This is a genomic window from Hymenobacter bucti (genome assembly GCF_042681145.1).
Lineage (GTDB): Bacteria > Bacteroidota > Bacteroidia > Cytophagales > Hymenobacteraceae > Hymenobacter > Hymenobacter bucti.
Window position 1 is genome coordinate 482,656 of sequence record NZ_JBHUFD010000018.1, and the last position, 14,490, is coordinate 497,145.

Genomic DNA, 14,490 nt, shown 5'->3' on the forward strand with positions numbered 1-14,490 from the left:
GGGCAAAGTTATTCGCCGGCTTCGCGGCACACGCGCTCGGCCACGGCATCGCTCAGCCACATGCCGCCGATGGTGCGCAATTGCTCTACTATGGGCCGAAGCTGAGGTAGCAAGCCGCGGGCTTTTGCCAAAGCCAGCACGCCAAGGGTGCCGGTGAAGGGTAGCTGCAAGTACTGCGCTAACTGGCGAGCCGGGGCATCGTCCAGGATAAGTACGCTGCCGGGCAGCTCCAGCGCCAGGGCAATAGCGCTGCGCTCACCGGCATCGTGCTGGCGCGTGAGCAACTCGGCTGGTACTGCGCCGAGGGGCGCTCTTACAGCTAGCCAAGTGGGCAATGGTTGGCCAAACTCAGCGGCTACAGTGGGCGTTATAAGGCACTGCCCGAATAGCTCGGGCAATAATTTCAGGTATCCGATTTTGGTAAGTAGAATCAGGCAGCTAGTGTCCGAAATGATGATGGAGCGTGGCGATGTCGTGTTCAAAATCAGCTTCGGTGTAAGTAGCTAGCAGCGAAAACCCGTACTGCCCCATCTGCTCAATAAACGCGCGCCGCTCGATGCCGACCATCGCGGCGGCTTCGCTGGTCGTCAGCAAGCCCTTGGCATAGAGGGTGCCCGCCAGCTCCATTTTCAGGTCGTGCTCCTGCGCGGGGCTGAGCTCGTGCGGCAATTCGATGGTGAGCGTTTTCATACTGGAAAGTACGCAAACTTCCCCGCTTTGGTGCCTTAGGTCAGCAGCCAGCGCTGGTACGCCTTGGCCGAAGGCGCCGTGCGCTGCCCCACAAAGAGCAGCAAGCCCGCATAAACAGCCAGCACCGCCGCCTGGTGCGTGAGCAGGTAGGCCGCCAGCAGCGGCAGGCCCAGCAGCCCCAGCAGGCTGTTGCGCACGATGAGGCGGCTGAGGTAGATGCGCATGTTTTCGGCGTAGGGCCGCCGCAGGTTGGGCCTAATGCTCTGGCACACGGCGTAGAGCACCACGCTCAGCAGCGGCACGGCCACGGCCAGCGCCAGCAGGGCCGGCCAGGTAGCTAGCTGCGGATTGATGGCCGCCGGCCCGGCCACGCCGCGGTGGGTGGCCAGCCCGGCCGCGCCCATGAGCAGGGCCTGCGCGCCGTAGTGCAGCCAGTGCGCCCGCCGAAAGCGTTGGATGTTGCGGTTGTAGTCAGCGTCCGTCACGTCTCTTTTTACCTTAAAGCGGTAAGCCCGGGTGCCACATCGGCAATCCTACCCCCAAGCTAGTACGGCCATCGCCAGCATCACCCAGTAGCGCTTGCTTTTCCGCTGAAAAAACGCTATACTTACTACACACTAACCTCTTCTCCGCCATGCAATCCCACCTGCATTCCACCCCCGAATCGGTACTGGCTACCGCAACGAGCGTTTCGGCCCCTGCCGCCGCGCCGTGCCCCATCTTGGCGGCCGCTAAGGCCCGCGCCAAAGTCCTGAAAAAGTGGCGCAAGCAAGAGCGCCTGCGATTTTTTTCGGGCGTGTGCGCCAGCCTGCACGCGCTCGGCTTTAGCTTTTAACTAATCTCATCTATAGCAAGATACACAAAAAGCCCGGCCAAGTGACCGGGCTTTTTGGTGGCTGCCTAGGTAGGCGCTTAGATGGTCATCACGTTCAGCGACCGGGCATTGTCCTTGCCCGTCCAGAGCAGCAGCGAGCGGCCGTTGAAGGAGCCGACGTTGGGGGCGAAAAACGACGTTTCGTTGAGCGTAGCCTTCAGGCTGAAGTTGACGCCGTTGGTGCTGCGCAGGGTGTTGAGCTTGTTGGCGCTGTCGGTGCCCGTCCAGGCCAGGATAACGGTCCCGTTCACGGTCGTCAGGTTGGGCGTGAGGAAGCTGCTTTCGCCCAGCGTCACCTTGTTGGAGAAGCTGCTGCCGCCGTCGTAAGACATGACGTTGAGGTTGTGCGCGGCATTGGTGCCCGCCCACGCCAGCAGCACGCGGTTGCCGAGGCTGCACAGCGACGGCCCATCGACCGACGTGTCGCCTAGGGTCAGCTTACCGCCCCAATTGGTGCCGTTGCCCGACTGCATGATGTTGAGCTTGCGGCTGTTGTCGGTACCCGTCCAGGCCAAGAAAAGCTTGCCGTTGGCGCTGCACAGGGCGGGGCTATTGAACGTGGTGTCGCCTAGGGTCACTTTGTTGGTCCAGGTGCGGCCATCGCCCGATGACATCACGTTCAGCTTGTTGTTGCCCACGCCCCGCCACGCCAGGTAGAGCCGCCCGTTGAAGACGGTGAGCGACGGCCCCGAGAGCGAGGTTTCCCCGAGGGTGACTTTGTCGACCCACACGCGCAGCTCGGCGGTCTGCATCACGTTGAGGTTGTGCGCCGCGTTGGTGCCCGTCCAGGCCAGGAAGCCGCGCTGGTTGAGCGCCGCCCAGGCCGGCTGCCCAATGGCCGTGTCGCTGAGCGTGGCCTTGGCACTGCGGCCACCGTAGATGGAGGCGATGCCGCTGGTGTCGTCGGGCTGCAGGTTGCGCCGCAAGCCGGAGTAGAAAGCGTACATCACCGCCCCGGCGTTGTTGGAGTGGTCGAGGCCGAGCGTGTGGCCCACCTCGTGCAGGGCCACCGTCCACAGGTCGAACCGGGCGGCCGGCGTGGGCACGGTCAGCGACCAGATTTCGGCGTCGTCGAAGTGCAGGTCGCCGGCCAGGTCGCCGCCATTGGGCGGTGGGTAAAAGCCGTGGGCCAACACGCCGCCGGGGCCGTCAAACGGGGCGCCATCGCCGTGGTCGCCCGCCGTAAACTGAATGCGGATATCGCCCGCGCCGCTCACCTCCGTAAACGTCAGAAAGCAGAAGTTGCTCCAGGCCAAAAAAGCCTGCCGAATGGCGTTGATGATGTCCGCGGTGCCTAGGTCCCCCGTAAAGTTCTGGAACGCGTACGTCAGGTTCGTGCGGCCCCAGCGGTTGCCCTGCACCACGAAGTTGGCTATCAAGCCCGTTTGCGGGTCAAAGAGCTTCGGCCGGTCGGGCATGCCGCAGCGGGGCGACAGCATCAGGCGCCGGGTTTCGTCGGTGAGGGTGCCCGTAGGTTTCAGGTTATAAAACTGCTGAAACGTTTTGAGGGCCGTAACCGCCTGTTCATCAAGCTTGGTAGTAGACAGGTCCGACACGGGCAAGCCAATGTCGCGCACGCGCGCCAGGCGGTCGGTGGGGTCGGAGTCGGCCGGGGCCAGGTAGCCAAAGCGGGCCAGGTACTTCTTGGGGTCAACGCGGGGCTCGCCCTGTTCGGGCGCTTCTACTAGGGGCTCTGCCAATAGTGGTTCCATAAGAAAGGGATTGAGTGGGAATGGGTACTCCTGTCTGGAAAACTGCCTTGTCCTGCGCGCGTAGTAGCCCACGGCGAGCCCCCAAACGGGCCTCGGTGGGCAGGCGCTGCAAATAGCGCCCCGCCACGCGGGGCCCGCAACAAACCCGCGCCAAGCCACCTAAAATAGGTAGGATGACGCTACTGTACTGGTACTTACAGCCCTAGCCCATCGAGCGGCGAGGCCAGGTGGGGGTGCCCGCCCACGTGCCGGTACGCCTCCGTGGTTTTGAGGCTGGCGTGCCCCAGCACCTCCTGCAACAGGTGGAGGTCGGCCCCACTCTCCACCAGGTGCGCCGCAAACGAGTGCCGCAGCATGTGCAGCGTCACGGCGCGCCCAATGCCTGCGCGCACCGCCGCCTGGTGCACCACCTGCTGCAAGCTGCGGGCGCTGTACGCCTCGCCCGGCTGCGTGCCCTCAAACAAAAACCGCTGCGGGCGCGCTTGCTGCACGTGTTCGCGCAGCAGGGCCAGCAGTAGCGCGGGCACGGGCAGCTCGCGTGGTTTTTTGCTGGTGCCCCCGCCCACCCGCAGCAGGCGCCGCCGCGCATCGAGGTCGGCGGGCGTGAGGGCCAGCACCTCGTTCAGGCGCAGGCCCAGCCCATAGGCCAGCATGAGCATGGCGCGGTGCTTGAGGTTGTCGGTGCCTTGCAGCAGGGCCCGCACCTCTGCTCGGGTTAGCAGCCGCGGGCTCAGCAGCGGGCGCTTGGGCCGCGGCAAGGCCCACACGGGCGCGGGCAGGCCGGCTACCTGCTCGTAGTAAAACTTAACCGCGTTGATGAGCACATTTTGGTACGCTTCCGAAATGCCTCCCGCCACGCGCACCGCCAGGTAATCGATAATATCTTGCCGCCCTAGGTCGAGCGGCGAGCGGGGGGCGAAGTGCACCAGGAAAGCCCGAAAAATAGCGCGGTAGTTTTTCTGCGTGCGCGGGCTGTAGTGTCGCAGCGCGAGCAGCTGGCAATAGCGTTCCACGAGCTCTGGCACAAGTGGGGAAGGCGCCCAAGGGGCAGCCCCGGCGCCTGGCCGCGAGCCTTTTTCTAGCAATCCGCACATCTCAACACCTAGTAAGCCCGCGTTTAAATATTAAATATATAAAATATAATTAATATTTAAACGCGGGCTCGGTCGTAGCACGCTACGGCGCAAGCCTACGCGCTATTGCCTTCCCCGCTGGCCTCCAAAACAAACGTCCGGTACACCCGCTAGCTTAGCAGGTGTACCGGACGTTGGCTCGGGATGTCGGAGTGCTTTGGAAGGCTAGTAAGCCCTACGGAAACTTCGGAAACTTCGAGAAGTCGGGCTGGCGCTTCTCCAGAAAGGCGTTTTTGCCCTCCTTGGCCTCGTCGCTGAGGTAGTAGAGCAGCGTGGCGTTGCCGGCCAATTCCTGAATGCCAGCCTGCCCGTCGAGTTCGGCGTTGAAGCTGGATTTCAGCATCCGCAGCGACAACGGGCTCTTTTGCAGAATCTTGTGGCACCAGCTCACGGTTGTCTCTTCGAGCTTATCGAGCGGTACTACTTTGTTTACCAAGCCCATGTCGAGGGCTTCCTGGGCGTCGTACTGGTCGCAGAGGAACCAGATTTCGCGGGCTTTCTTCTGGCCCACCACGCGGGCGAGGTAGGAGGCGCCAAAGCCACCGTCGAACGAGCCCACGTTGGGCCCCGTCTGGCCGAAGCGGGCGTTGTCGGCCGCGATGCTGAGGTCGCAGACCACGTGCAGCACGTGGCCGCCACCGATGGCCCAGCCCGCCACCATCGCAATCACGGGCTTGGGGATGCTGCGAATCATCTTTTGCAAGTCGAGTACGTTAAGGCGGGGCACGGCGTTTTCGCCTACGTAGCCGCCGTGGCCGCGCACGCTCTGGTCGCCGCCCGAGCAAAAGGCGCGCCCGCCCTCGCCGGTGAGGATGACGACGCCGATATCGGTGCGATTGCGGCAAATGTCCATCGCCTGAATCATCTCATCCACCGTGAGCGGCGTGAAGGCGTTGTGCACCTGCGGCCGGTTGATGCTGATTTTGGCAATGCCCCCGTGCTGGGAGAAGAGAATTTCTTGGAACTCCTTAATCGGGGTCCACTCGATGGGTTCAGACATAAATGAGTTGTTGAACTTCTGCGTTTCTTCTGCGAAAACTTCTGCGTCTTCTGCGGTGAATTACGCATTGTTTTCACCGCAGAAAACGCAGAAGTTTTCGCAGAAGAAACGCAGAAGCTGAATTAAGAAAAAGCTTGCTTTACCGCCTTACGATAGTCTTCAAAAAACGCCGCGTTGGTTTTCGAATCGGTAAAGATTTCGAGCACCGCCGCGCCGCTTTCAGCTGCAAAGAAAACCGGCAGCGCCGCCGCAAGTTCTTCGAACGATGACACCGGCAAGTAGCGCAGCTGAAAATCGCGGCAAAGATTCTCGGCCGTGAGCGCTTGGTGCGTCTCAAAAAACTCGTCTAGCTCGGGCTGCTGCCGTGGCCCGTCGATGAGGCGGAAGATGCCACCGCCGTGGTTATTAAAAAGCACCACCCGCAGGTTGGGCGTGGGATAATTGTGCCAGAAGGCGTTGCGGTCGTAGAAAAATGCCACGTCGCCGGTCAGCAGCACCACCGGCCGCGCGGGCTGGGCCAGCGCCGCGCCCACCGCCGTCGAATTGCAACCATCGATGCCGCTGGTGCCGCGGTTGGCAAATACGTCGATTTGCCGGCCCTCCGGCAGCCCTAGGATGTTGGCGTAGCGCACGGCCATGCTGTTGGCAAGGTGCAGCGCCGCGCCATCGGGCAGCGCCGCCAGCGCCTGCCGCATCGCGGCGAATTCGTTGAACGGCTGGTTTTCGGTGGCAAAAAAGCTGCCTAGGAACTGCGTGGCGGCAGCGTCAGCCTGCTGCCAGGTAAGGGTAGATGCTGTGGCTCCAATTGGATTCGAATTCACATCCCGGTTGTAATCCTTCGTATCGAAATTTGCCAACTGTTGAAAAAAGACCGCCGGCTGCACCCGAATAATGCGCGTGAGGCTGCGAAACGTATCAGCCACCTCGCCAGCCGGCTGCAAGTGCCAGTGTTGCGCGGGCGCCGCATCGCGCAAAAACAGCTTTAGCGCCTTTGAGATTAGCGACTGCCCGAAGGTGATGAGCAGGTCGGGCCGGAGCGCAAGTTTATCCTCCTTCGACAAGCTCGCCAGAAAAACATCGTGTCGCCGCACGGCCGGCACGTCGCCTAGGTTCACAATGGTGTCGGCCACCACGGGTACCTGCCGCGCCTCCGCAAACTCGTAGAGCGCGGCAGTGAGCGTAGGGTTTTCGGGCATCTGGCCGGCCACTACCAGCACGCGGCCCGCGTCGCGCAGCTGCCGCCGCAGGTCCAGAATTTCGGCGGGTGGCAGGATGGTGTTTGAGTGGTCGTCGCGGATAATTTTAACAGCCTGCTCGTAGCCCATCTCCTCGTCCGGCTTGGGGTAGAAGGGCTCGCGCAGGGGCACATTCACCTGCACCGGCCCGGCTGGGAAGGTCTGCGTGAGATTAATCGCCTCATTGATAAGCCGCTCGGCGTGCCACTTGGCGTCGGCGTGCGAGGTGTCGGCCGGAAAGTCGAAGGTGCCTTTGGCGTGCGCGCCGTACAAGTCGCGCTGCCGAATGGTTTGGCCATCGAGCTGGTCTATCCACTCGGGCGGCCGGTCGGCGGTGAGCACGAGCAGCGGCAGTTGCTGAAAAAAGGCCTCTGCCACGGCCGGGGCGTAATTAAGGCCCGCCGTGCCGCTGGTGCACACCAGCACCACGGTGCGCCGCGTGGCCTGCGCGATACCTAGGCCGATAAACGCCGCCGCCCGCTCGTCGGGCACCACGCGCAGCCGCCCCCGGTAGGCTGGGTGCCGCGCAAACGCCAGCGTGAGCGGCGCCGAGCGCGAGCCCGGCGACAAAATAACGTCGGTAATACCGTGCTGGGCGCAGATTTCGGCGATGTTAAAAACGGCCTGGAGAGGATTCATTTAACAGTTATCAGTTAACAATTATCAGGTATCATAAAGCCTACGCAACATGCTCGCAATGACAAACGCTTTAGGTCAATGTAAAATCGCCGCTATCGTCTGCATTTTGTATTCTGTTTCCTGCCACTCGCGTGCTGGGTCCGAGTCCACGGTCAGCCCCGTGCCGGCGTAGAGGATGGCTTCGGTGGCCCGCAGCTGCAAGCAGCGCAGGTTCACGAAGAGCCGCGCTACGCCCGGCGCCGCCACGTTTACCGGACCTAGGAAGCCGCTGTAGTACGCCCGGTCGTAGCCCTCGTGCTGCCGCAAAAACTCCAGCGCGGCCACCCTAGGCATGCCACCCACCGCCGACGTGGGGTGCAGCAGCCGCAGCATGTCGGTGCCCAGCGAGGCGGGCGTCGGTACGTTTTTCAAATCCACCTCGAAGTCGGTGCGCAGGTGCAGGAGCTGCCCGGCCACGGTGGTGCGCGGGCCGGTTTCCTGGTATTCGCGCAGGCGCAACTGCTTGAAGCAGTTCACGATGTAGCGCGATACCAGTGCCTGCTCCTCAATCTCTTTTTGCCGCCAAATGGCATCCTGCGGCCGCACGTCGGGTAGCAGCGGCTGGGTGCCGGCCAGGGCCATGGTGTGAAACAAGCCACCGGCCGTGACCTCAGCCAGCACCTCGGGCGAGGCCCCTAGCCAAGTGCCCACGCCCGGCACGCTCACCAGCGATACAAAGGCGCGCTCATAGCGCTGGCTCAGCTCCTGAAAGGCCGCCAGCGGGTCGAACCCCGCGGGCAGCAGGCGTCGGGCGGCGCGCGAGCTCACCACCTTCACCACCGCCCTGGCCTCAATGGCGGCCACGCCCGTACGCACCAGCTGGGTGTACTGGGCCTCGGTGGCCGCCGCGGGGGCCGGCTGGGTGCTGTAGTGCCAGGCCAGTTCGGGCAAGGGCGGCAGCGCCAGCCAGGCCGCAATGTTGGGCACGAGCTCGCGCGCCGCCCACGATATGCTCAGCGCCGCGGGCTCGGCCACGTCGTACTGCACATCGGCTGGCAGGAAAAGGGCCGGGTTGTGGTCCGAGTCGCGAAACGGAAAAAAGGCGAACCCGGCCGGCGCCCGGTCGTCGAGCGCGGGCGGCAGGCCGGTGTAGGTGGCTTCCAGCGACCGGGCCACCAGCAAGCGGGTCGTGGCGCCCGGCTCGCGCCAGATGGCCAGCGGCCGGCCCGTGCGCAGCGCGCCTGCCGCCAGGTGCCGCAGCCGCGCCCACGCATCGAGGCCGCTGGCCGCGGGGGGCCAGGCCAGCAGCCTAGGTTCGGGCACCGGCATCAGGCCTCCTGGGCTTTGGCCGCGGGCAGGTCAATCACGGCCATCGTGATGCGGCTGATGCAAACCAGCGCGCCGGTTTCTTCGTGCGTGATGCGGACTTCCCACACCTGCGTGCTGCGGCCCACGTGCAAGGCCGTGGCCCGGCCACGCACCCAGCCATCGCGCACGCCCTTGATATGGTTGGCGTTGATTTCGAGGCCCACGCAGGCTTGACGCGTGACATCAATGCGGGTGGCCGCGCCGATGCTACCTAGGGTTTCGGCCAGGGCCACCGAGGCGCCGCCATGCAGCAGGCCCATGGGCTGGTGGGTGCGGCCATCTACGGGCATGCGTCCTTCGAGGTAGTGCTCGGTAATATCGGTGAGTTCAATGCCCAGCGAATCAGCCAGGGTGGGGCGGTGCGAAGCCCAAATTTTTACGTCGTCGAGGGTCATGAGAAGGGTGTTGGGCGGGCGGCGGTGGGAGAGGAGACGGACCAGTATAACCGGTGAGCGGGCGAAGTGTCAGAAATAAAAATTAACGGAAAACTGCCAACAACTGCGAACTGACAAGCAACTTTACAACAAAACTACTCGCCTACGCCCGTGCCCGTTCAGCAGCTTTACCTTCTCCGCCACGGCCAGACCGATTTCAACGTGCAAGGCATCGTGCAGGGCAGCGGCGTCGATTCTGACCTTAACGAGCGCGGCCGCTGGCAGGCCGAGCGCTTCTGGCAGGCTTATAAGGACTTGCCCTTTGCCCGCGTCTACACCTCCCGGCTCAAGCGCACGCACCAGTCGGTGCACAAATTTATCGACCTAGGCTTGCCGCACGAGTCGCACGTCGCCCTCAACGAAATCAGCTGGGGCACCCGCGAGGGCACCCGCATCACGCCCCAGGAAGACGCCGAGTATAAGTATGTACTAGATGAGTGGCTGGCCGGCAACGACCTTGCCCACCTGCCCGGCGGTGAGAGCCCCGCCGACGTGGCCGCCCGCCAGCGCCCCTTCATCGAGCTGCTCAAAACCCGACCCGATGATGAAATCGTGCTCGTGTGCATGCACGGCCGGGCCATGCGCGTGCTGCTGTGCCAGCTCATGGGCTACCCGCTGAGCTGCATGGATGAGTTTGAGCACCAGAACCTTTGCTTGTATAAATTGCATTATACGGGTAGCCGGTTTACCATTCGCAATTTCCTTGACGTAAGCCATTTGGCTGAGTAGCTGTTCTTCTTCCTCCCCGCCATTAGGTGCCCGGATTGTTTACCCGACTTTTCCCGGCTAATTTTGGCCCCCAATCCCAACCCGCAATTCCGATGGCCGAAATTATAAAAATGCCCAAAATGAGCGACACGATGACCGAAGGGACCATCGCGGCCTGGCTCAAAAAAGTAGGCGACAAAGTAAAATCCGGGGACATCCTGGCCGAAGTCGAGACCGACAAAGCCACGATGGAGCTGGAAAACTATGAAGACGGCACCCTGCTCTACATCGGTCCCAAAGAGAAAGACTCGGTGCCGGTTGATGGCGTGTTGGCGATTGTGGGCAAGGAAGGCGAAGACATTTCGGCCCTGCTGAGCGGCGCAGGTGGCGGTAGCGCCGCCCCAGCTCCGGCCGCCGCGCCCGCACCCGCCGCTGCTCCGGCTCCCGCACCCGCCCCGGCTCCGGCTGCTGCCGCACCGGCCCCCGCGCCTGCTGCTCCGGCAGCGCCCGCCGCGCCTGCCAATAACAAGAAAGCCACGGTAGTGCGCATGCCCAAGATGAGCGATACCATGACCGAAGGCACCATTGCCGCCTGGCTCAAAAAGGTGGGCGACAAGGTGAAATCAGGCGATGTGCTGGCTGAAGTCGAGACCGACAAAGCCACGATGGAGCTCGAAAACTACGAAGACGGTACCCTGCTCTACACCGGCCCCAAGGAAGGTGAAGCCGTGGAAGTAGACGGCATTCTCGCCATCATCGGGGAGGAAGGTGCTGACATTCAGGCGCTCCTGGGTGGCGGCGCCAGCGCCCCGGCCCCGGCCGCCGCTGTGCCCGCCGAAGCTGCTGCGCCCGCCGCTGCGGAGGCTGCGCCCGCCGCCGCTCCCCAGGCCGACAGCAACGGCCGACTGCTGGCCTCGCCGCTCGCCAAAAGCATTGCCAAAGACAAAGGCGTAGACCTGCGCCAGGTAAAAGGCTCGGGCGAAAACGGCCGCATCGTGGCCCGCGACCTGCAAAACGCTCAGCCCCAGGCTGCGGCTGCAGCGGCGGTTCCTGCTGCCCAGGCACCTAGCGAGTACATCCAGGCTGCCCTGCCCGACCAGGCGGCTGCTAAGCCCGCCGCTGCGCCGGCCCCCGCGCCCGCTGCGGCCGAAGGCACCTACACCGACACGCCCGTATCGTCGATGCGCAAGGTGATTGCCCGTCGTTTGTCGGAAAGCCTGTTCACGGCCCCGCATTTCTATCTCACGATGGAAATCCTGATGGACAAGGCCATGGAAACCCGCGTGAAGCTCAACGAGCTGTCGCCGGTGAAGCTAAGTTTCAACGACATGGTGCTCAAGGCCTGCGCCGTCGCGCTGAAGCAGCACCCAGTCATCAACTCGTCGTGGCTCGGTGATAAGATTCGCCAGAACAAGCAAATCAACATCGGCGTAGCCGTAGCTGTGGACGAAGGCCTGCTGGTGCCCGTTATCCGCAATGCGGATGGCAAAGGCATGGCCCAAATTGCCACCGAGGTGAAAGAGCTGGCCGGCAAAGCCAAGAGCAAGAAGCTGCAGCCCGCCGAGTGGGAGGGCAGCACCTTCACTATCTCGAACCTAGGCATGTTCGGCATCGACGAATTCACCGCTATCATCAACCCGCCCGATGCCTGCATCCTGGCCGTGGGCGGCATCAAGCAAACCGCCGTGGTGAAAAACGGTGAGCTAGCTATCGGTAACATTATGAAGGTGACGCTCTCCTGCGACCACCGCGTAGTAGACGGTGCTACCGGCGCGGCCTTCCTACAAACGGTAAAAGCCCTGCTCGAAGACCCCATGCGCATGCTCATCTGAGCCTAAGTTGGATTAGTACTGCTGATAACTAGCAGCTAGACTACAAAAAATCAGCCCTTACTGGCTGATTTTTTGTTTTTATGGGTAATCTGACTCCTTCGTAGGAGGTGGTTTGGGAAACAGTCTATATTTGCGTTTATCATCATAATTCCAGGATAAATGAAGCATAGTCTACTGTTATTCCCATTAGTGCTGGCGAGTAGCGCAGCATTTGCGCAGAGTCAAACGCTGTCGGGCCAGGTGCTGGACGCGGCTGGTAAGCCCGTTATTGGGGCCACGGTAGTCGAGAAAGGAACCAACAACGGTACGGGCACCGATGCCAGCGGCCGCTTTGTGCTGCGGGCGCGCACTGCCCAGCCCCGGCTGCAAGTAACGGCCCTAGGCTACGCTACCCAGGAAGTGAGCCCCGCGGGCGGCCCCATTGCGGTGCGGCTGGCCGAGAACAGCACGACCCTCGAAGGCGTGCAGGTGGTGGGCTCGCGCAGCCTCAACCGCACGGTTACGGACTCGCCCTCGCCGGTCGATATTATCGACGTGCAGCAGGTAACGGCCAAAACCGGCCAGCTCGACGTCAACCAGCTGCTGCAATTTGTGGCGCCCTCCTTCAACTCGAACCGCCAGACCGGGGCCGACGGGGCCGACCACACCGACCCGGCCACGCTGCGCGGCCTAGGTCCCGATCAGACGCTGGTGCTCGTGAACGGCAAGCGCTGGCACCAGTCGTCGCTCGTCAACCTTTTCGGTACGCGCGGCCGCGGCAACACGGGCACCGACCTGAACACGATTCCGGCGGCCAGCATCGAGCGCATCGAGATTCTGCGCGATGGCGCGTCGGCGCAGTACGGCTCCGATGCCATTGCGGGCGTTATTAACATCGTGCTCAAAACCAGCACCAAGGAGCTGACCGCCAACGTCAACTACGCCGCGTACACCGCCAAGTATCGCTTCGATGACAAGACCTTCGACGGTGGTAACCTCAATGCCAACCTCAACTACGGCATCGGCGTGGGGGAGGGCGGCTACATAAACCTGACGGCCGACTTCAACCAGCGCGAGCATACCCAGCGCGCCAACGTGCCGGCCCCCGACGGTATTCAGCGCCGCGAGTACGGCGACCCCAAGGCCTACAACACGTCGGCTTACCTCAACAGCAAGCTGCCGCTGAACGAGAATATGTACGCCTACGCGTTCGGCGGTTTCAACGTGCGCCGGGGCGATGCCTACGCCTACACGCGCTTTCCAACCATTACGGACGACAACGGCAATACCATCCCGAACCCGCGCAGCAACGCCACGCTCTACCCCAACGGCTTCGACCCCATCATCAGCAGCAACATTTTCGATGCCCAGGGGGTAGCGGGGCTACGCGGCAATTTTGGGGGTTGGGACGTGGACCTGAGCAATAGCTTCGGCTCGAACCGTTTTCAGTACGGCGTGCGCAACTCGCTGAATGCTAGCCTAGGGGCCGCTTCGCCCAGAAGCTTCGACGCGGGCGGCTTCCAGCTGCAGCAAGATGTGGTGAACTTCAGCGTGAGCCGCAATTTCAAGGCCGTGGCCCAGGGCCTGAACCTGGCGTTTGGCAGCGAGTTTCGCACCGAGTGGTACTCGCTTTTTGCGGGTGAGGAGGGCTCGTACCGCAACTACGCGCCCGGCACCGGGGTGGCGGCCGGGGCGCAGGGCTTTCCCGGCTTCCAGCCCCGCAACGAAGTAAATGCCCGCCGCAACAACGTGGGCGTGTACGCCGATGCTGAGCTCAACATTACCAAAGCCTTGCTGCTGGAAGGCGCGGTGCGCTACGAAAACTACAGCGACTTTGGCAACAACGTTACCGGTAAAGTGGCCACGCGCCTCAAGCTGGGCGATGATTTTTCGCTGCGCGGTACGCTCAGCACTGGTTTTCGGGCGCCTTCGCTGGCGCAGATTAATTTCAACACCGTGTTTACCAACGTAGTAGGCGGGGTGCCGGTCGATATTCTGCTCGACCGCAACGACGGGGCGGTGTCGCGGGCCGTGGGTATTCCGGCCCTCACGCAAGAGCGCTCGCAGTCGGCGAGCGTGGGCTTTACGGGCCGGGCCGGGTCGATTCTGACCTTCACCGTGGATGGCTATTACATGCACATCAAGGACCGCATCGTGCTCACCGGCACGTTCGGCGACGACGATAATATCATTGGGACAACGCTGACCAACCTAGGGGTCGGGCAGGCGCAGTTCTTCGCCAATGCCGCCTCCACCACCACCTGGGGCCTCGACGCCGTGCTGGCCAATACAATAGGCGTGGGCAACGGCCGCCTCAGCACCACGCTGGCCGCCAACCTCAACCGCCTGCTGGTAACCAGCGTGAAAACCACGCCGGGCCTGGCGGGTAAGGAGGAAACCTTCTTCGGCAAGCGCGAGCAGGCGTTTGTGAAAGCCTCGGCGCCGCCCTTCAAAATCAACTTGACCTTCGACTACAACCTAGGGCGCTTCGGCGCGCTGGTGCGCTTCGTGCAGTTCGGCGGTATCAAGCTGATTGATTACGACGGCAACCCCGAAAACTACGGCCAGCGCCTCACCACCGACGTGGCCCTGAGCTACGCCCTCACCAACCAGCTGCGCCTGTCACTGGGCAGCTCCAACCTCTTCAACGTGTACCCCAGCTTCTTCAACCCCCTGGTAACCGAAACCGGCGGCGCCTGGGACCCCGTGCAAATGGGCTCGAATGGCCGGATGCTGTTTGCCAAGCTGCAAGTAAAATTCTAAGCAGCACTGCTCAGCGTTTAGTAAGCAAAGGGGATAGCCGCGCAAGCAGCTATCCCCTTTGCTTTTAGCCCTAGGTGAATTTAAAGCAGCGCAGTAAAAAAATAATAAAGCTTATCCATTGGGTAATTATCAGCTTGTGTTAAA

At 62.5% G+C, this 14,490-nt stretch carries 13 protein-coding genes; 4 read left to right on the plus strand and 9 right to left on the minus strand.

All coding sequences use genetic code 11. The features are described from left to right. Positions 1-8: 8 nt before the first annotated feature. The 3 genes from ACFSDX_RS21245 to ACFSDX_RS21255 are packed head-to-tail and all read right to left on the minus strand — an operon-like array spanning position 9 to position 1,175. Entirely contained in the window at positions 9-482 is a 474-nt protein-coding gene (locus tag ACFSDX_RS21245) for a PIN domain-containing protein (RefSeq protein ID WP_382317238.1), read from the minus strand. Further along, positions 439-690, minus strand: coding sequence for a UPF0175 family protein (locus ACFSDX_RS21250; RefSeq protein WP_382317240.1), 252 nt, complete (start codon positions 688-690; stop codon positions 439-441). Before ACFSDX_RS21250 ends, ACFSDX_RS21245 begins: the two co-directional genes overlap by 44 nt. A gap of 35 nt (positions 691-725) precedes the next feature. Beyond that, positions 726-1,175: a hypothetical protein gene (locus ACFSDX_RS21255; RefSeq protein WP_382317242.1), complete on the minus strand. Its 450-nt coding sequence runs from the start codon at positions 1,173-1,175 to the stop codon at positions 726-728. Between the two features lie 149 nt (positions 1,176-1,324). Here ACFSDX_RS21255 and ACFSDX_RS21260 point away from each other — a divergent pair, with 149 nt between their 5' ends. Beyond that, positions 1,325-1,525, plus strand: a complete 201-nt coding sequence (locus ACFSDX_RS21260) for a hypothetical protein (RefSeq protein WP_382317244.1) — start codon at positions 1,325-1,327, stop codon at positions 1,523-1,525. Positions 1,526-1,602: 77 nt separating this feature from the next. On the opposite strand, the gene ACFSDX_RS21265 is transcribed toward ACFSDX_RS21260, so the two are convergent. The 6 genes from ACFSDX_RS21265 to ACFSDX_RS21290 form a co-directional block, all read right to left on the minus strand. After that, positions 1,603-3,276: a matrixin family metalloprotease gene (locus ACFSDX_RS21265; protein WP_382317247.1), complete on the minus strand. Its 1,674-nt coding sequence runs from the start codon at positions 3,274-3,276 to the stop codon at positions 1,603-1,605. Positions 3,277-3,470: 194 nt separating this feature from the next. After that, positions 3,471-4,289 carry a tyrosine-type recombinase/integrase gene (locus tag ACFSDX_RS21270; protein ID WP_382317249.1) on the minus strand — a complete coding sequence of 273 codons (819 nt, stop codon included), beginning with the start codon at positions 4,287-4,289 and terminating at the stop codon, positions 3,471-3,473. Between the two features lie 295 nt (positions 4,290-4,584). Beyond that, complete coding sequence (menB, locus tag ACFSDX_RS21275) at positions 4,585-5,409, minus strand: 1,4-dihydroxy-2-naphthoyl-CoA synthase (RefSeq protein ID WP_382317251.1); 825 nt, start codon at positions 5,407-5,409, stop codon at positions 4,585-4,587. A gap of 122 nt (positions 5,410-5,531) precedes the next feature. Further along, positions 5,532-7,283, minus strand: coding sequence for a 2-succinyl-5-enolpyruvyl-6-hydroxy-3-cyclohexene-1-carboxylic-acid synthase (menD, locus tag ACFSDX_RS21280; RefSeq protein ID WP_382317253.1), 1,752 nt, complete (start codon positions 7,281-7,283; stop codon positions 5,532-5,534). Positions 7,284-7,358: 75 nt separating this feature from the next. Further along, a complete protein-coding gene (locus ACFSDX_RS21285) occupies positions 7,359-8,591 on the minus strand; it encodes a chorismate-binding protein (protein ID WP_382317255.1) in 1,233 nt (410 codons plus the stop codon). After that, positions 8,591-9,025, minus strand: coding sequence for a hotdog fold thioesterase (locus ACFSDX_RS21290; RefSeq protein ID WP_382317257.1), 435 nt, complete (start codon positions 9,023-9,025; stop codon positions 8,591-8,593). Before ACFSDX_RS21290 ends, ACFSDX_RS21285 begins: the two co-directional genes overlap by 1 nt. A 150-nt stretch (positions 9,026-9,175) precedes the next feature. Between ACFSDX_RS21290 and ACFSDX_RS21295 the strand changes: the two genes are divergently transcribed. The 3 genes from ACFSDX_RS21295 to ACFSDX_RS21305 all read left to right on the plus strand — a co-directional run bounded on the left by ACFSDX_RS21295 (position 9,176) and on the right by ACFSDX_RS21305 (position 14,346). Beyond that, entirely contained in the window at positions 9,176-9,793 is a 618-nt protein-coding gene (locus ACFSDX_RS21295; protein ID WP_382317259.1) for a histidine phosphatase family protein, read from the plus strand. A gap of 92 nt (positions 9,794-9,885) precedes the next feature. Further along, entirely contained in the window at positions 9,886-11,604 is a 1,719-nt protein-coding gene (locus tag ACFSDX_RS21300; RefSeq protein WP_382317261.1) for a pyruvate dehydrogenase complex dihydrolipoamide acetyltransferase, read from the plus strand. A gap of 159 nt (positions 11,605-11,763) precedes the next feature. Continuing rightward, entirely contained in the window at positions 11,764-14,346 is a 2,583-nt protein-coding gene (locus ACFSDX_RS21305; RefSeq protein WP_382317263.1) for a TonB-dependent receptor, read from the plus strand. The last annotated feature ends 144 nt before the right edge of the window (positions 14,347-14,490 follow it).